This is a genomic window from Cupriavidus sp. 01T418, assembly GCF_056398885.1.
Genome location: NZ_JBFTQG010000004.1, coordinates 1 through 17437, shown reverse-complemented (window position 1 = coordinate 17437; position 17437 = coordinate 1). Strand labels below are relative to the sequence as shown.

The following is a 17437-nucleotide window of genomic DNA, read 5'->3' as shown; positions in this document are numbered from 1 at the left end:
CTTCCATTACTTCTTGTCGTTGACTTCCTTGAATTCGGCGTCCACGACGTTGTCGTCCTGCGGCTGGGCTTGTTGCTGATGGCCCGCGCCTGCAGCACCGGCACCGGCTGCACCCGCCGCACCGGCATCGCCGGCCTTGGCTTGCATGTCGGCGTAGACACGCTCGCCCAGCTTCTGGCTCGCGTCGGACAGCGCGCTGACCTTGGCATCGATCCCGGCCTTGTCGCCGCCGCGTGCGGCGTCTTCCAGTTCCTTGATCGCGGCTTCGATCTTTTCCTTCTCGCCCGCTTCCAGCTTGTCGCCATATTCGGTGACTGCCTTCTTGGTCGAGTGGATCAGCGCATCGGCCTGGTTGCGGGCATCAGCCAGCTCGCGGGCCTTCTTGTCTTCCTCGGCGTTGGCCTCGGCATCCTTCACCATGCGCTGGATCTCGTCTTCCGACAGGCCCGAGTTCGCCTTGATGGTGATGCGGTTTTCCTTGCCGGTCGCCTTGTCCTTGGCGCCCACGTGCAGGATGCCGTTGGCGTCGATGTCGAACGACACTTCGATCTGCGGCAGGCCGCGCGGTGCCGGCGCAATGCCTTCGAGATTGAACTCGCCCAGCAGCTTGTTGCCGGTGGCCATTTCACGCTCGCCCTGGAACACCTTGATGGTCACGGCCGGCTGGTTGTCGTCGGCGGTCGAGAACACCTGCGCATGCTTGGTCGGGATGGTGGTGTTCTTGGTGATCATCTTGGTCATCACGCCACCCAGGGTTTCGATGCCCAGCGACAGCGGCGTCACGTCCAGCAGCAGCACGTCCTTGCGGTCGCCCGACAGCACCGAACCCTGGATCGCGGCGCCAACGGCCACGGCTTCGTCCGGGTTCACGTCCTTGCGCGCTTCCTTGCCGAAGAATTCCTTGACCTGTTCCTGCACCTTGGGCATGCGGGTCATGCCGCCGACCAGGATCACGTCGTCGATCTCGCTGACCTTGACACCAGCGTCCTTGATCGCGATGCGGCAAGGCTCCATGGTGCGGGTGATCAGTTCCTCAACCAGCGCTTCGAGCTTGGCGCGCGTCATCTTCAGGTTCAAGTGCTTCGGACCCGAGGCGTCCGCCGTGATGTACGGCAGGTTGATTTCGGTCTGCTGCGAGCTCGACAGCTCGATCTTGGCCTTTTCGGCCGCTTCCTTCAGGCGCTGYAGCGCGAGCACGTCCTTGGACAGGTCGACGCCCTGGTCCTTCTTGAACTCGGCAATGATGTAGTCGATGATGCGCTGGTCGAAGTCTTCGCCGCCCAGGAAGGTGTCGCCATTGGTCGACAGCACTTCGAACTGCTTCTCGCCGTCAACGTCGGCGATCTCGATGATCGAGATGTCGAAGGTACCGCCACCCAGGTCATACACGGCGATCTTGCGGTCGCCCTTCTCGTTCTTGTCCAGGCCGAAGGCCAGCGCGGCCGCGGTCGGCTCGTTGATGATGCGCTTGACATCGAGACCTGCAATGCGGCCGGCGTCCTTGGTGGCCTGGCGCTGCGAGTCGTTGAAGTAGGCCGGCACGGTGATCACGGCTTCGGTCACCGGCTCGCCGAGGTAGTCTTCGGCGGTCTTCTTCATCTTGCGCAGCACTTCGGCGGACACCTGCGGCGGTGCCAGCTTCTGGTCGCGTACGGACACCCATGCGTCGCCGTTGTCGGCCTTGACGATGGAGTACGGCATCAGGCCGATGTCCTTCTGCACTTCCTTTTCTTCGAACTTGCGGCCGATCAGGCGCTTCACCGCGTACAGGGTGTTGCGCGGATTGGTCACCGCCTGGCGCTTGGCGGGCGCGCCGACCAGGATCTCGCCGTCTTCCATGTAGGCGATGATCGACGGGGTGGTACGCGTGCCTTCGGCATTTTCGATCACCTTGGGCGTATTGCCTTCCATGATCGCGACGCAGCTATTGGTGGTACCGAGGTCGATACCAATGATCTTACCCATTTATTCTCTCCACTTGACACTTGAGCCCCGCTATCCGCGGGGGCTGCAATTCATCCTGAGGGCGAAATGTGGCCGCCCGGGGCCATTTCAAGGGCCGGACAAGCAAATCCGACTAATTTTCTCGACTTCTGGCCCGCTCGAGGGCAGCCTGGCCGGTCGGGTTGAGCGGCGTTCCGGGACGTTGCGCGCAAGGACGTTATTTTGTGCTTTTTACATCACCAAAAACAGGCGCGGCTAACGATCCCGCTGCCACAGGACATCGCTGCCGCCGCCCACCCGGTTGAGCACCCGCGCCAGCACGAACAGCAGGTCCGAGAGCCGGTTCAGGTACTGGCGCGGCGCCTCGTTCAAGTCCTCCTGCGCGCCCAGCGCCACCAGCGCCCGCTCGGCGCGCCGGCAAACCGTGCGGCACACGTGCGCCACCGCCGCGGCGCGGCTGCCGCCCGGCAGGATGAACTCGGCCAGGCGCGGCAGGTTGGCGTTGTAATGCGCCAGCCACTCGTCGAGCTGCAGCACCTGCTCGGGCTTGACCAGCACGTAGCCGGGGATGGACAACTCGCCGCCGAGGTCGAACAGGTCGTGCTGGATATGCAGCAAGGCCGAGCGCACATCGTCGGGCAGCGTCTCGGTGAGCAGCACGCCGAGATTCGAGTTGAGCTCGTCGACGTCGCCGATGGCGGCTATGCGCAGGCTGTCCTTGCCGGTGCGGCTGCCGTCACCGAGCCCGGTGGTGCCGCCGTCCCCGGTGCGGGTGGCGATCTTGGTCAGGCGGTTGCCCATGCGGGTCTCCTGCGTTGGCTGAGCTTGCATTATCGCGCGCTTCGGGGCGGCGCCGGGGGAACCGGCGCCGCTGTCCAAGTGGCCGTTGCGGCGCCCGGGCAACGCGTTGGGCCGGGGGCGGCGTAGAATAACAGCATTCGCCTGAAACGCTACCGGGTGCGAGCGCCGGCCCCGTTCAGCGCGGCCCTGCAAGGGCCGGCGCTGCACGGCATCCCGCCACGACAGCCCCGCCGGAGACCCCATGAACCAACCCCTTGCCCACGCCGCGCTGGTGCGCCGCCCCCTGCCCGCCGCCCTGCGCGACGCCCTGCAGGCCCGCTTCGGCGAGCGCTTCTCCAGCTCCCCTGGCGTGTGCGAACACCATGGCCGCGATGAATCCCCCTTCCCGCCGGCAGCGCCGGACGGCGTGGTTTTCGCCCGCAGCACCGAGGAAGTGGCCGAGGTGGCTGCCCTGTGCAACGCACACCGCGTGCCGCTGATCCCCTACGGCGCCGGCTCCTCGCTCGAAGGCCACCTGCTGGCCGTGGCCGGCGGCATCAGCCTGGACCTGTCGCAGATGAACCGCGTGCTGTCGGTACAGGCCGAGGATCTGAATGTGACGTTGCAACCGGGCGTCACCCGCAAGCAGCTCAACCAGGAAATCAAGGACACCGGCCTGTTCTTCCCGATCGACCCGGGCGCCGATGCGTCGCTGGGCGGCATGTGCGCCACGCGCGCCTCGGGGACCAATGCGGTGCGCTACGGGACCATGCGCGAGAATGTGCTGGCGCTGACCGTGGTCACCGCCGACGGCCGCATCATCAAGACCGGCACCCACGCCCGCAAATCCTCGGCCGGCTACGACCTGACGCGCCTGATGATCGGCAGCGAAGGCACGCTGGGCATCATTACCGAGGTGACGTTACGGCTGTATCCGCAGCCCGAGGCCATCTCGGCCGCCATCTGCGCCTTTCCCAGCATGGGCAGCGCGGTGCAGGCGACCATCGAAACCATCCAGCTGGGCGTGCCCGTCGCGCGCGTGGAGTTCGTCGACGCGCTGGCCATCCGCGCCATCAACCGCCACGACAACCTGTCCATGCCGGAGATGCCGCACCTGTTCTTCGAATTCCACGGCACCGAGACCGGCGTCAAGGAGCAGGCCGAGACCGTGCAGCAGATCACCGCCGAGCACGGCGCCCAGGGCTTCGAGTGGGCCACCCGCCCGGAAGACCGCAGCCGCCTGTGGAACGCGCGCCATACCGCCTACTTCGCTATGCTGCAGCTCAAACCGGGCTGCCGGGCGGTCACCACCGACGTATGCGTGCCGATCTCCCGCCTGGCCGATTGCGTGACCGAGACCGAACGCGACCTCAACGCATCCAGCCTGCCCTGCCCCATCGTGGGCCATGTGGGCGACGGCAATTTCCACGTGGCGATCCTGATTGACCCGGAAAAGCCCGAGGAACTGGCTGAAGCCGAGACGATCAACCGCCGCATCGTGGAGCGCGCGCTGGCCATGGGCGGCACCTGCACGGGCGAGCATGGCGTGGGCCTGCACAAGATGGATTTCCTCGTCAGCGAACATGGCGAGGACGCGCTCGACCTGATGCGCGCCATCAAGAACGCGCTCGATCCCAACCATATCCTCAACCCGGGCAAGATCTTCCGCCCGGTGCGCTGAGGACCGGCGCGGCATGGCATCCGTGTTCAACCGCGTTCCGCCGCTGCACCTGCTGATCGCGTTCGAAGCAGCCGCGCGCCTGGGCAGCTTCGCGCGCGCGGCCGAGGAGCTGTCGGTCACGCCCAGCGCGGTCTCGCACCGCATCAAGAACCTCGAGGAGCTGTGGGGCGAGGACCTGTTCGTGCGCGCCAACGCCGCGCTGCGGCTGACCGCGGCGGGCACGCGCTATCTGCGCAACGTGCGGGATGCCCTCAAGTCGCTCAACGAACTGGCCCGGCCCGAGTACAGCAAGCTGCGCACCCGCCTGCGCGTAGCGATCCCGCCCACCTTCGGCCGCCAGCACCTGGTGCCGCGCCTGCCCGAGTTCACGGCGCTGTACCCGCACATCGACACCGAACTGCACCTGGCCATCCCCTTCCTGGACGTGAAGGCGGAAGACACGGATGTGGAGATCCGCTACGGCACCGGGCGCTACCCCGACCTGAAGACCACCGAGCTGCTGGTCGAGCCCGTGTTCCCGGCCTGCGGGCGCGAGTACTACGAGCGCATCGACGGCCGCGCCATCACCAGACCCGAGCACCTGCACAACCTGGTGCTGCTGCGCAGCCCGCTGGAACCCTGGAAGCCCTGGTTCGAGACCGCGGGCCTGGACTGGCCCGAGCCCCAGGCCGGCCCGCAATTCAATGACATCGGCCTGATGCTCGAAGCCATCGCCTCCAACCAGGGGGTGGCCCTGGTGCGCCAGCGCATGGCCCGCCACTGGCTGTCGCTGGGCCAGATGGTGCGGCTGCTGGACATCGAATCGGTATCGCCGCACGGCTACTACATCGTCGAGCGCGAACAGGCGCCGCTCAAGCCGGAGGCGCGGTACTTCGTCGACTGGCTGCTCAGCCTGGACTGGTAGCACCTCCAAACCCGAACCTGAACATCAACGAAGAGGAACCCTGCCGATGCTAGCCCTGAAGCTGTCGCTGGTACCCGGCTTCATCGCATGCATCTCCGTGGCCGGCATGCCCGTGGTAGTTGGCCCGATCCAATGGGCAGTCAAGGCATATCGGGAACGACGCGCCAGACGGCTGCCCGCGATTGCCAACCAGGAACCAGCATGATGCCCATGCAGATCCGCCTGCTCACCCCCAACGACGCCAGCGCCTTCCAGGCGTTGCGCCTCGAAGGCTTGCTTGAGGCGCCCGCCGCCTTCGGTTCCAGCTTCGAGGAAGAGCGTGACCTGGCGCTGGCCACCATCGCCGGCGCCCTTGAGGCAACGCCCGAAAAGGCCGTGATCGGCGCCTTCGATGCTACCGGGGACGGCACCGCGCTGGCTGGCGTGGTCGGGGTGATGCGCGAGGACAAGGCCAAGCAGCGCCATAAGGCGTTTATCTGGGGCATGTACGTGGCTCCGGGCTATCGCGACCGGCGCCTCGGGCGGCAACTGATGGAACAGGCGATGGCGGTGGCTGCCGCCATGCCCGGCCTGCGCCAGGTCACGCTCAGCGTCAATGTCATCAATACGCCGGCGATTGCGCTCTATGAGGCCATGGGCTTCGTGCGCTACGGCGTGGAGCCGCAGGCGCTCCATGTGGCACCGGACTATCACGACAAGCTGGAAATGGTGCACATGCTGGCGCCGCGCTGACCATAAAAAGCGCCCCGTTTCCGCCTTGCGCCATGCCGGTGCTAAGCTGGACTGGTACCGGCCGGCCCGCGAGGATCCTCGCCGCCGCCGCCCGCATGACACGTCCCGGCCCAATGCCGTCATGAGCGATTTTGATCGGCCTGCCATGCGGAATTCACGTTGCCGCAAGGCTTCGCGGTCACCAGGCTGCGCTATAGTCCTTGCTCCCCACCTGCTTCCGCCCTGCCATGGCGGACGCTGGCGGCCATTACAGGAGTTGCCATGAACGCCCCGCACGAAGTTTCACTGGTCACCGACGCCACGCGCCGCAACGCGCTGCTCGAAGGCCTGGCGAAAATCCTGCCCGATGCGGCCCTGTTGTGGAAGCCCGAGGACACCGTGCCCTACGAGTGCGATGGCCTGGCGGCCCACCGCCAGATCCCGATGGCGGTGGCGCTGCCCGACAACGAGGAACAGGTCTGCGCGATCCTGCGCCTGTGCCACGCGTTGCAAGTGCCGGTGGTGCCGCGCGGCGCCGGTACCAGCCTGTCGGGCGGGGCCATGCCGATTGCCACCGGCCTGGTGCTGTCGCTGGCCAAGTTCAAGCGCATCGTCAAGGTGGATGCGCTCTCGCGCACCGCAGTGGTCCAGCCGGGCGTGCGCAATCTCGCCATCTCCGAGGCTGCCGCGCCGTACAACCTGTATTACGCGCCCGATCCCTCGTCGCAGATCGCCTGCACCATCGGCGGCAACGTCAGCGAGAACTCGGGCGGCGTACATTGCCTGAAGTACGGCCTGACCGTGCACAACGTGCTGCGCGTGCGCGCCGTGACGATGGAGGGCGAGGTGGTGGAGTTCGGCTCGGAAGCGCCCGACGCGCCGGGGCTGGACCTGCTGGCCGCCGTAATCGGCTCGGAAGGCATGCTGGCGGTGGTGACCGAGGTCACCGTCAAGCTGATCCCCAAGCCGCAGCTGGCGCAGGTGATCATGGCCAGCTTCGACGACGTGGCCAAGGGCGGCAACGCGGTGGCCGACGTGATCGGCGCCGGCATCATCCCCGCCGGGCTGGAGATGATGGACAAGCCCGCCACCGCCGCCGTGGAGGAATTCGTGCGCGCCGGCTATGACCTCGATGCCGCCGCCATCCTGCTGTGCGAATCCGACGGCACGCCGGAAGAGGTGGCCGAGGAGGTGGAGCGCATGAGCGAGGTGCTGCGCGCCTCCGGCGCCAGCCGCATCGCGGTGTCGCAAAGCGAGGCCGAGCGGCTGCGCTTCTGGAGCGGGCGCAAGAACGCCTTCCCTGCGGCGGGGCGCATCTCGCCGGATTACTACTGCATGGACGGCACCATCCCGCGCAAGCACATCGGCACGCTGCTCAAGCGCATCGAGGAGATGGAGCGCAAGTACGGCCTGCGCTGCATGAACGTATTCCACGCCGGCGACGGCAATATGCATCCGCTGATCCTGTTCGATGGTGCGGACCAGGACGAATGGCACCGCGCCGAGCTGTTCGGCTCCGACATACTGGAGAGTTGCGTGGAACTGGGCGGCACCGTCACCGGCGAACACGGCGTGGGCGTGGAAAAGCTCAACTCCATGTGCGTGCAGTTCTCGCCGGAGGAGCGCGAGCTGTTCTTCGGCGTCAAGGCGGCCTTCGACCCGGCGCGGCTTCTCAACCCCGACAAGGCGATTCCCACGCTGGCGCGCTGCGCCGAGTATGGCCGCATGCATGTGAAGCGCGGGTTGCTGCCGCATCCCGACCTGCCTCGTTTCTGAACATGACCAGTCAAGAGACCACACAGCGCGAGCGCCTGAGCGCGCAGACCCGCCAGCGCCTGGGCAAGCCCGAATCGGGCTGGCGCGAGCGCTGGTACCGCATCATCTTCGAGGCCGACACGCGCAACGGGCGGCTGTTCGATATCGTCCTGCTGCTGGCCATCGTGGCCAGCGTGCTGACTGTCGTGCTCGACAGCCTGCCGGCGGCGAACCTGCGGCTGGGCCGCGTGTTTACGGTGCTGGAGTGGCTGTTTACGCTGCTGTTCACCGCCGAGTACGCAATGCGCATCCTGGTGGTGCGGCGTCCGTTGCGCTACGTGTTCAGCTTTTTCGGCGTGGTGGACTTCCTGTCGATCATCCCGACCTGGCTCGCCTTCTTCGTGCCGGAACTGGCCTTCCTGATCGACGTGCGCCTGCTGCGGCTGCTGCGCGTGTTCCGGATCCTCAAGCTGACGGTGTATTTCGAGGAAGCGCAGATCCTGTACCGCGCGCTGGCCAACAGCCGGCGCAAGATCTTCGTCTTCCTCGGCACGGTGTTCATCATCACCGTGATCCTGGGCACGGTGATGTATGTGGTGGAAGGTCCGCAGCACGGCTTCACCAGCATCCCCGTCAGCATGTACTGGGCGGTGGTGACGCTGACCACCACCGGCTTCGGCGACATCGTGCCCAAGACCCCGCTGGGCCAGTTCGTCACCTCGCTGACCATCCTGCTGGGCTACGGCATCATCGCCTTTCCGACCGGCATCGTCGGCGCCGAGCTGGCCGCGAGCATCATAAAGCGGCCGTTGACCACGCGTACCTGCACCCACTGCCTGACCGAAGGGCACGATCCCGACGCCGGCTTCTGCAAGCATTGCGGCAACGCATTGCCGCCTTACCAGGACGAGAGCGAGCGGATCACACCCGGCGCGCCACCGGACCGCCCGCCCTCCTCGGCCTGACCCCATTTACGCCAGCGCCAACGCCAACGCCAACGCCAGCCAGCCACCATGCCAGCCGACCTGCAAGCCACCCTCACCGCCTTTCGCGATGCCATCCGGCACGCCACCGACACGCGCGCGCCGCTGCGCCTGCGGGGCGGCGGCAGCAAGGATTTCTACGGCCAGCAACTGCAGGGGGAAATGCTGGACACGCGCGCCTATAGCGGCATCGTCGACTACGACCCGCCTGAACTGGTCATCACCGCGCGCTGCGGCACGCCGCTGGCGGAGATCGAGGCGGCGCTGGCGCAGCGGCGCCAGATGCTGGCCTTCGAGCCGCCGCATTTCGGCGCGGGAGGCAATGGCGGCGCTGTGGCCACCCTGGGCGGCGCTGTAGCCGCCGGCCTGTCCGGCCCGCGCCGGCAAGCGGTCGGTGCGCTGCGCGATTTCGTGCTGGGCACGCAGGTGATGGACGGCCGTGGCGACATCCTGAATTTCGGCGGCCAGGTGATGAAGAACGTGGCCGGCTATGACGTGTCGCGCCTGATGTCGGGATCGCTCGGCACGCTTGGGCTGATCCTGGAAGTCTCGCTCAAGGTCTTGCCGATGCCATTCGACGACGCCACGCTGCGCTTTGCGCTGAGCGAGGCCGAGGCGCTTGACCGTCTCAACCAGTGGGGCGGCCAGCCGCTGCCGATTGCGGCCTCGGCCTGGCACGACGGCGTGCTGCACCTGCGGCTGTCGGGCGCGGCGGCCGCGCTGCGTGCCGCCCGCGCGCGGCTTGGCGGCGAAGCCGTCGAACCGGGTGAGGCCGATGCGCTGTGGCGCGCGCTGCGCGAGCAAAGCCACCCATTCTTCGCCCCGGCCCAGGCCGGCCAGGCGCTGTGGCGCATTGCCGTACCGACCACCGCCACGCCGCTGGCGCTGCCCGGTGGCCAACTGATCGAATGGGGCGGCGGCCAGCGCTGGTGGCTGGGCGGCCCCGACAGCGCGGCCGACAGCAACCTCGTGCGCGCCGCCGCGAAGGCCGCGGGCGGCCACGCCACGCTGTTCCGCAATGGCGACAAGTCGGTGGGTGTGTTCACGCCCTTGTCGGCGCCGCTGGCCGCCATCCACCAGCGCCTCAAGGCCAGCTTCGACCCCGCAGGCATCTTCAACCCGCAGCGCATGTACGCCGGCCTCTGAGCCGCACGCCACGCCCTTCCGATCCCCAGCCAAGGCATCAGAGAGTCCCCGAACCATGCAAACCATCCTGGCCGAATTCCTGCGCGACACGCCCGACGGCGAAGAAGCCAAGTCCATCGTCGGCAAATGCGTGCACTGCGGCTTCTGCACCGCGACCTGTCCCACCTACCAGTTGCTCGGCGACGAGCTGGACGGGCCGCGCGGCCGCATCTACCTGATGAAGCAGGTGCTGGAGGGCCAGCCCGTCACGGAAAGCACGCGCCTGCACCTGGACCGCTGCCTGACCTGCCGCAATTGCGAATCCACCTGCCCTTCGGGCGTGAAGTATGGCCGGCTGGTCGATATCGGCCGCAAGGTCGTCGACGATCGTCTCGGAGCGCAAGGCATCCAGCGCCCCGCGCGCGAGCGTTTCGCGCGTTGGGCGCTGCGCGAGAGCATGACGCGGCCCGCGCTGTTCGGGCCGGCCATGCGGCTGGGCCAGCGTTTTCGCCCGCTGCTCCCGCAAGCCCTGCGCAACAAGGTGCCGCAGCCGATGGACGCCGGCACCTGGCCGCGCAACTCGCATGCGCGCAAGATGCTGTTGCTCGACGGTTGCGTGCAGCCATCGATGTCGCCCAACATCAATGCCGCCACGGCACGCGTGTTCGACCGCCTCGGCGTGCAACTGGTGGTGGCGCGCGAAGCCGGTTGTTGCGGCGCGGTGCGCTACCACACTGGTGACCACGACGGCGGCTTCGACAATATGCGGCGCAATATCGATGCCTGGTGGCCAGCGGTGCAGGCTGGCGCCGAGGCCATCGTGATGACTGCGTCGGGCTGCGGCGCGATGGTCAAGGAATACGGGCACCTGCTGCGCAACGATACGCGCTACGCGGAACGCGCCCGGCAGATCTCGGCGCTGACCAAGGATCTGTCGGAGCTGCTGCCGGATTTTTCCGACAACCTGCAGGCCATTGCCGCCGAGGGGCAAGGCGGCAAAAGCAGCAACGGCCAGCGGGTTGCATATCACCCACCATGTACCCTCCAGCACGGCCAGCAGATCCGCGGCAAGGTGGAGGCGTTGCTGGGCGGCCTTGGCGTGGAAGTCAGGCTCTGCGCCGACAGCCACCTGTGCTGCGGCTCCGCCGGCACGTATTCGGTACTGCAGCCGGCGTTGTCCTACCGGTTGCGTGATGAGAAACTCGCCAATCTGCAGGCTTCGAAGCCTGATGCCATCGTGTCGGCGAATATCGGGTGCATCACGCATTTGCAAAGCGGCACCGGGACGCCGGTGATGCATTGGATCGAACTGGTCGATCGGATGTTGGGGGAATGACGACGGCTGTCGCTCTCTCTCCCGTGAGGGGAGCAAACAAGCAGGCAAGCCAGGCCGCTCCGGGGTACCATGCGATGGCTTTCGCCCCCGAATCTCTTCGCTCCACGCTCACATGCTTCAAACCTTCGCCATCCTCCTGGTTTTCCAATCCATCGGGGAGGCGCTCAGCTACGCCCTGAGCCTGCCCGTGCCCGGCCCGGTGATCGGCATGATCCTGCTGTTCGGCTGGCTCACCTTCGACAACCGGCTGCTGCCGGTCATCCAGGGCACCACGTCCGAGCTGCTCAAGCACTTGTCGCTGCTGTTCGTGCCGGCCGGCGTGGGCATCATGGTGCATGCGCACCGCATCGGCGGGGAATGGATGCCGATCGTGGTGGCGCTGGTGCTTTCCACCTGGCTGGCGATCGCTACCACGGCGCTGGTGGCGCGTGCCCTGATGGGCAAGCCGCGGCCGCCTGAAATCGCAGGCACAGCCACTGCCCAGGCAGCACCGGGAGAGCAGGCATGATGACGCCGCGCCTCAACGAAATCTGGGTCTACCTCGCCGCCAGCCCGCTGCTGGGCCTGACAGCCACCTTGCTGGCCTATGTGTTCGCCTTCCGCGTCTACGAGCGCGCGCGCTTTTCGCCGCTGGCCAATCCCGTGATGATCGCGGTGGCCATCCTGGTCACGCTGCTGACGGTGACCGGCACGCCTTACAAGACGTATTTCGACGGCGCGCAGTTCGTCCACTTCCTGCTGGGACCGGCCACCGTCGCGCTGGCGGTGCCGCTCTACATGCAATTGCCCAAGCTGCGGCAGCACGTGCTGCCGCTGCTGGGCGGACTGCTGGCGGGCTCGCTGGTCGCGGTGGTATCGGCCGTGGGCATCGCGTGGCTGCTGGGTGCTTCGCCCGAGACGGTGCGCTCGCTCGCACCCAAGTCGGTCACCATTCCCATCGCCATGGGCGTGGCCGAGAAGATCGGGGGCCTGCCGTCGCTCACCGCCGTGCTGGTGATGGGCACCGGCATCATCGGCGCCGTCAGCGCCACCAGGCTGCTCAACCTGCTGGGCATCACCGACTACACCGTGCGCGGCTTCGCCACCGGCGTGGCGGCGCACGGTATCGGCACCGCGCGCGCCTTCCAGGTCAACCAGGAGGCCGGCGCCTTCGCCGCGCTCGGCATGGGCCTGAACGGCGTGCTGACCGCCGTGATGGTGCCGATGCTGGCGACATGGATGCCGCGCTGATCCCTGCTGGCAGGACGTTGTCAGGAGCCCCCGTGCATGATCCGTCTCTCCATTACCCCTGAGAGAAACCCCATCATGAGCGGACGGATCCACTGGCTTGAAATCCCCGTCTCCGATAGGCACCAACGACTAATTACGGCGGACTAGGCCGGCTCCGCCAGCAGCTTCTCGATATCGGCCTTGATATCCGCGGGCTTGGTGGTGGGCGCGTAGCGCTTGAATACCGTGCCGTCGCGGCGCAGCAGGAACTTGGTGAAGTTCCACTTGATCGCTTGGAGGCCCAGCACGCCCGGCTTTTCGGAGGTCAGCCAGCGATACAGCGGATGCGCGTCGGCGCCATTGACGTCGATCTTGCCGAACATCGGGAAGGTGACGTGAAAGCGCGACTCGCAGAACTGGCCGATCTGCCCGGCGTCGCCCGGCTCCTGCTTGCCGAACTGGTTGCAGGGAAAACCCAGCACTTCCAGGCCGCCCTGCGCGTACTGCTCCTGCAGCGCTTGCAGGCCGGCGTATTGAGGCGTGAAGCCGCACTCGCTGGCGGTATTTACGATCAGCAGCACCTTGCCGCTGAATTGCGACAGCGATACCGGCTGGCCGGCAAGGGAACTGGCTTCGAACTGGTAGACGTTGCTCATGACAGGCTCCTCGGATGGCGCGGCTGGGTGCCGGCGGCGCGAACAGTGTACTAGTATCCTGAATCACAAATTCGTTGAATAAGTCCGCCGACAAGACGCGCGATCCGTCGTCACGAATGCTCGCAAGGCTCCAGCCTTGCTGCGCTTCGTTCCTAGGCTCGCACGCCTTCTCGACACACTTATTTTCTCAACGAATTTCAGATTCAGGATACTAGAGGGGCAAGCGCCGCGCTGGCGGCAGGTCAGATCACATTCAGGTGTTCGGTGCCGGCACCCAGGTCGGTCTCGCGGTCCAGGGTGCCGTGCAGCTTGATCATCAGCCGCAGGTCGTTGAGCGAGTCGGCGTTGCGCAGCGCATCTTCGTAGGTGATCTTGCCGGCCTCGTACAAATCGAACAATGCCTGGTCGAACGAGACCATGCCCTGCTCGCGCGATTTCTTGATGACTTCCTTGAGCGCGTGGATCTCGCCCTTGAAGATCAGGTCGGCCACCAGCGGCGTGCCGATCATGATTTCCACCGCTGGCACGCGGCCCTTCTTCCCCTTGCGCGGCAACAGGCGCTGCGACACCATCGCCTTCAGGTTCAGCGACAGGTCGATCAGCAACTGCTGGCGCTTCTCCTCGGGGAAGAAATTGACCACGCGGTCGATGGCCTGGTTGGCGTTGTTGGCGTGCAGCGTGGCCAGGCACAGGTGGCCCGTCTCCGCGTACTGCATCGCATATTCCATGGTTTCGCGATCGCGGATTTCGCCGATCAGGATCACGTCGGGCGCCTGGCGCAGGGTGTTCTTCAGCGCCACGAGCCAGGAGTCGGTATCGATGCCGACCTCGCGCTGCGTGACGATGCAGTTCTGGTGCGCGTGCACGTATTCGATCGGGTCCTCGATGGTGATGATGTGCCCGTAGGAGTGCGCGTTGCGGTGATCGAGCATGGCCGCCAGCGAGGTCGACTTGCCCGAGCCGGTGGCGCCGGTAACGATCACCAGGCCACGCTTGGACATCACGATGTCATGCAGCGCCGGCGGCAGGTCGAGATCCTCCACGGAAGGGATGCGCGTATTGATGGTACGCACCACCATGCCCGCCTTGCCTTGCTGGATAAAGGCCGAGACCCGGAAGCGCCCGGCATTGGGCACCGCGATGGCGAAGTTGCACTCGCGGGTGTTCTCGAACTCGCGGGACTGGCGTTCGTTCATGATCGAGCGCACCAGGCCGAGCGCCTGGGCGGGGTTGAGCAGCTGCTGCGACACCGGCGTGACCTTGCCGTCCACCTTGATCGCGGGCGGGAAATCGGCGGTAATGAACAGGTCGGAGCCGCGGTTGCTCACCATCAGCTCGAGCAGGTCATTGATGTACTTGGCGGCGGATTCGTGATCGAGCATGGCGGTGTCCTGGTTCGGATGCGGCAGCCTCGCCTCAGCCAGTGAAAGAGTCCGGGTTCTTGGCAATGGCGCGCGCGTCGCTGTAGGCAATCAGCCCGCGCTTGATCAGGTCCGACAGGCACTGGTCCAGCGTCTGCATGCCAAGCCCGCTGCTGGTCTGCATCATCGAGTACATCTGCGCGATCTTGTTTTCGCGGATCAGGTGGCGGATCGCCGGCGTGGCGATCATGATCTCGTGCGCCGCGGTACGGCCGTTGCCGTCGCGCGTCTTGAGCAGCGTCTGCGAGATCACGGCCTCGAGCGATTCGGACAGCATGGTGCGCACCATGTCTTTTTCTTCCGGCGGGAACACGTCGACGACACGGTCGATGGTCTTGGCGGCCGAGCTGGTGTGCAGCGTGGCAAACACCAGGTGGCCGGTTTCGGCCGCGGTCAGGGCCAGGCGGATGGTTTCCAGGTCGCGCAATTCACCCACCAGCACCACATCCGGATCCTCACGCAGGGCCGAGCGCAGCGCGTTGGCGAAGGAGTGCGTGTGCGGCCCCAGCTCGCGCTGGTTGATCAGGCTCTTCTTGGACGTGTGCACGAACTCGATCGGGTCCTCCACCGTGAGGATGTGGCCCATGTCCTGATCGTTGCGGTGGTCGACCATGGCCGCCAGCGTGGTGGACTTGCCCGAGCCCGTGGGGCCGGTCACCAGCACCAGGCCGCGCGGCTTCATGCACAGGTCGGCGAACACCGCCGGCGCGTGCAGGTCATCCAGCGTCAGTACCTTGGAGGGAATGGTCCGGAACACCGCGGCCGCGCCGCGTTGCGTGTTGTACGCATTGACGCGGAAACGCGAAAGGCTGGCGATCTCGAAGGAGAAATCGATCTCCAGCCGTTCTTCATATTGCTTGCGCTGGGTGTCGCTCATGATGTCGTACATCATGGCGTGGACATCCTTGTGACCCATCGCGGCCACGTTGATACGGCGCATATCGCCGTGGATACGCACCATCGGCGGCATGTCTGCCGAGAGATGGAGATCGGACGCCTTGTTCTTGACGGCGAAAGCTAATAGCTGTGCGATGTCCATCTATAATGACCCCACCCTATTTTTTGTCGTACTTCGTTGTACTTCCTGATATGTTCGCCGGATTATGTCTGTAATCGCCGCCAACTTGCAAGCCGTCCACAGGCGCATCGAGGCGGCCGCACAACACGCCGGGCGGCCGGCCGGTGAAGTCACGCTTCTGGCGGTTTCCAAGACCTTTCCCGCCGCCGCCGTGCGGGCCGCCTTCGAGGCCGGCCAGCGCGCCTTCGGCGAGAACTACGTGCAGGAGGGCGTGGACAAGATCGCCCGGCTTGACGACTTGCGCGCCGCGTTGTGCTGGCACTTCATCGGCCCCCTGCAAAGCAACAAGACGCGTACCGTGGCCGAACATTTCGACTGGGTCCACGCCATCGACCGCCTGCGCATCGCGCAGCGCCTGTCGGCACAGCGTCCCGCCGGCATGGCGCCGCTGCAAGTCTGCCTGCAGGTCAATATCAGCGGAGAAGCCAGCAAGAGCGGTGCGGCGCCGGACGAAGTCCCCGCCCTGGCGCGCGCCGTGGCGGCGCTGCCCGGCCTGCGGCTGCGCGGCCTGATGGCGATTCCCGAACCGGTGACCGATGTGACGGCCCAGCGCCGACCCTTCGCCGCACTGCGCACGCTGCTGGATGCCTTGCGCGCGGACGGGCTGGCGGTGGACACCTTGTCGATGGGCATGTCTGCAGACATGGAAGCCGCCATCGCCGAGGGCGCCACCCTGGTGCGCATCGGCACCGCCATTTTCGGCGCGCGCGACCATGCCGCCGCGCCCGCGACGCCTGGCTGAACGCCGGCGCCACTCTCCCTAGACGATTCCCAGCAAGAGACCGACATGCTCGACACACTCACCTTTGGTTTCCTCGGCGGCGGCAATATGGCCACCGCCCTGATCGGCGGCCTGATCGCCCGGGGCGTGCCGGCCACTTCGATCCGCGTGGCCGATCCCTTCGAGGAAGCCCAGGCGCGCCTGCGGCGCGACCTCGGCGTGCATGCCGCGGGCGCGCCCGACCCGGCCTTCGGCGCCAGCGATGTATTGGTGCTGGCAGTCAAGCCGCAGCAATTCCGCGCAGCGGCGGCGTCGTTGCTGCCGCACCTGGGCGACAACCTGATCGTCAGCGTGGCCGCCGGCATCCGCCTGGCCGACATGCAGCGCTGGTTCGGCGGCCGCACCCGTCTGGTGCGCGCCATGCCCAACACCCCGGCGCTGGCCGGCATGGGCATGACCGGCCTGGCCGCCGTGCCCGGCCTGCCGCGGCAGGACCGCGAGATCGCCAGCGCGCTGGCCGAGGCGGTGGGCAAGTGCGAGTGGGTGGAAGGCGACGCGCAGATCGACGCGGTCACCGCCATCTCCGGCAGCGGCCCGGCCTATGTCTTCTATTTCATCGAAGCGATGGAGAAGGCAGCTGCCGAACTCGGCCTGACTGCCAGCCAGGGACGTGCGCTCGCGGTGGAAACCTTCCGTGGCGCGGCGGCACTGGCGGCGCAATCCGAAGAGCCTGTCAGCGTACTGCGCGAGCGCGTGACGTCCAAGGGCGGTACGACTTACGCAGCGCTCACCGCGATGCAAACCGCCGGCATCGGCGAGGCTTTCGCCAAGGCGATGCATGCGGCCGCAGCCCGGGCGACTGAAATGGGGGCGGAGTTCGGAAAGGACTGAGGTTCATGGGTAGGGGAACCAACCAGCGCGAATAAAAAAAAGCGATACCGCCCGATCAAGATTCGGTGTAGCCGTGTGGAGCGCCCGATGGGCGGTCCACACCCACCCGCGATGCGAAGCGAGCCGTGAAGGTTCGCCAGGCCGTATGGGGCGCCTCGTCGGCAGGCGAAAAGAGCGGAAAAGAGGGACCCATGTTTGAGTATCGCCTTAAGGCGATGCGAGTTTGGGTCCCGGCCGCTCTT

The 17437-nt window shown here is 66.4% G+C and carries 17 protein-coding genes; 12 read left to right on the top strand and 5 right to left on the bottom strand.

Translation table 11 applies throughout. The annotated features are described in order from the left end of the window. Positions 1-6: 6 nt before the first annotated feature. Both dnaK and AC1DQ3_RS06085 read right to left on the bottom strand, forming a co-directional pair. Entirely contained in the window at positions 7-1965 is a 1959-nt protein-coding gene (gene dnaK / locus AC1DQ3_RS06090; RefSeq protein WP_477119284.1) for a molecular chaperone DnaK, read from the bottom strand. 234 nt (positions 1966-2199) lie between these two features. After that, the gene (locus AC1DQ3_RS06085) at positions 2200-2745 is read right to left on the bottom strand and encodes a cob(I)yrinic acid a,c-diamide adenosyltransferase (protein ID WP_477119283.1); all 546 of its coding nucleotides are present in this window, start codon (positions 2743-2745) and stop codon (positions 2200-2202) included. A 241-nt stretch (positions 2746-2986) separates the two neighbouring features. Between AC1DQ3_RS06085 and AC1DQ3_RS06080 the strand changes: the two genes are divergently transcribed. The 10 genes from AC1DQ3_RS06080 (at position 2987) to AC1DQ3_RS06035 (ending at position 12449) form a co-directional block, all read left to right on the top strand. Beyond that, positions 2987-4405 carry an FAD-binding oxidoreductase gene (locus AC1DQ3_RS06080; protein ID WP_477119282.1) on the top strand — a complete coding sequence of 473 codons (1419 nt, stop codon included), beginning with the start codon at positions 2987-2989 and terminating at the stop codon, positions 4403-4405. 13 nt (positions 4406-4418) lie between these two features. After that, positions 4419-5309: a LysR substrate-binding domain-containing protein gene (locus AC1DQ3_RS06075; protein ID WP_477119281.1), complete on the top strand. Its 891-nt coding sequence runs from the start codon at positions 4419-4421 to the stop codon at positions 5307-5309. A 46-nt stretch (positions 5310-5355) separates the two neighbouring features. Further along, a complete protein-coding gene (locus AC1DQ3_RS06070) occupies positions 5356-5514 on the top strand; it encodes a hypothetical protein (RefSeq protein WP_477119280.1) in 159 nt (52 codons plus the stop codon). Beyond that, complete coding sequence (locus AC1DQ3_RS06065; RefSeq protein WP_477119279.1) at positions 5511-6041, top strand: N-acetyltransferase family protein; 531 nt, start codon at positions 5511-5513, stop codon at positions 6039-6041. Before AC1DQ3_RS06070 ends, AC1DQ3_RS06065 begins: the two co-directional genes overlap by 4 nt. Before the next feature lie 261 nt (positions 6042-6302). Beyond that, complete coding sequence (locus tag AC1DQ3_RS06060; protein ID WP_477119278.1) at positions 6303-7796, top strand: FAD-linked oxidase C-terminal domain-containing protein; 1494 nt, start codon at positions 6303-6305, stop codon at positions 7794-7796. Between the two features lie 2 nt (positions 7797-7798). Continuing rightward, positions 7799-8740 carry an ion transporter gene (locus tag AC1DQ3_RS06055; protein WP_477119277.1) on the top strand — a complete coding sequence of 314 codons (942 nt, stop codon included), beginning with the start codon at positions 7799-7801 and terminating at the stop codon, positions 8738-8740. A gap of 60 nt (positions 8741-8800) precedes the next feature. Next, complete coding sequence (gene glcE / locus AC1DQ3_RS06050; protein WP_477119535.1) at positions 8801-9904, top strand: glycolate oxidase subunit GlcE; 1104 nt, start codon at positions 8801-8803, stop codon at positions 9902-9904. A gap of 55 nt (positions 9905-9959) precedes the next feature. Next, positions 9960-11219 carry a glycolate oxidase subunit GlcF gene (gene glcF, locus AC1DQ3_RS06045; protein WP_477119276.1) on the top strand — a complete coding sequence of 420 codons (1260 nt, stop codon included), beginning with the start codon at positions 9960-9962 and terminating at the stop codon, positions 11217-11219. 112 nt (positions 11220-11331) lie between these two features. After that, on the top strand, positions 11332-11727 hold the full coding sequence (locus AC1DQ3_RS06040) for a CidA/LrgA family protein (RefSeq protein WP_477119275.1): 396 nt from the start codon (positions 11332-11334) through the stop codon (positions 11725-11727). Next, positions 11724-12449, top strand: coding sequence for an LrgB family protein (locus AC1DQ3_RS06035; protein ID WP_477119274.1), 726 nt, complete (start codon positions 11724-11726; stop codon positions 12447-12449). The genes AC1DQ3_RS06040 and AC1DQ3_RS06035 overlap by 4 nt, the downstream gene beginning before the upstream one ends. 143 nt (positions 12450-12592) lie before the next feature. Here the strand turns inward: AC1DQ3_RS06035 and AC1DQ3_RS06030 are convergent, their stop codons facing one another. From AC1DQ3_RS06030 to AC1DQ3_RS06020, 3 genes are all read right to left on the bottom strand, one after another. Continuing rightward, positions 12593-13084: a glutathione peroxidase gene (locus AC1DQ3_RS06030; protein ID WP_477119273.1), complete on the bottom strand. Its 492-nt coding sequence runs from the start codon at positions 13082-13084 to the stop codon at positions 12593-12595. A 242-nt stretch (positions 13085-13326) separates the two neighbouring features. Continuing rightward, positions 13327-14466, bottom strand: a complete 1140-nt coding sequence (locus tag AC1DQ3_RS06025) for a PilT/PilU family type 4a pilus ATPase (protein WP_477119272.1) — start codon at positions 14464-14466, stop codon at positions 13327-13329. A gap of 34 nt (positions 14467-14500) precedes the next feature. After that, the gene (locus AC1DQ3_RS06020) at positions 14501-15544 is read right to left on the bottom strand and encodes a type IV pilus twitching motility protein PilT (protein WP_477119271.1); all 1044 of its coding nucleotides are present in this window, start codon (positions 15542-15544) and stop codon (positions 14501-14503) included. Positions 15545-15608: 64 nt separating this feature from the next. Between AC1DQ3_RS06020 and AC1DQ3_RS06015 the strand changes: the two genes are divergently transcribed. Next, a complete protein-coding gene (locus tag AC1DQ3_RS06015) occupies positions 15609-16325 on the top strand; it encodes a YggS family pyridoxal phosphate-dependent enzyme (protein ID WP_477119270.1) in 717 nt (238 codons plus the stop codon). 45 nt (positions 16326-16370) lie between these two features. Further along, the gene (gene proC, locus AC1DQ3_RS06010; protein ID WP_477119269.1) at positions 16371-17195 is read left to right on the top strand and encodes a pyrroline-5-carboxylate reductase; all 825 of its coding nucleotides are present in this window, start codon (positions 16371-16373) and stop codon (positions 17193-17195) included. The last annotated feature ends 242 nt before the right edge of the window (positions 17196-17437 follow it).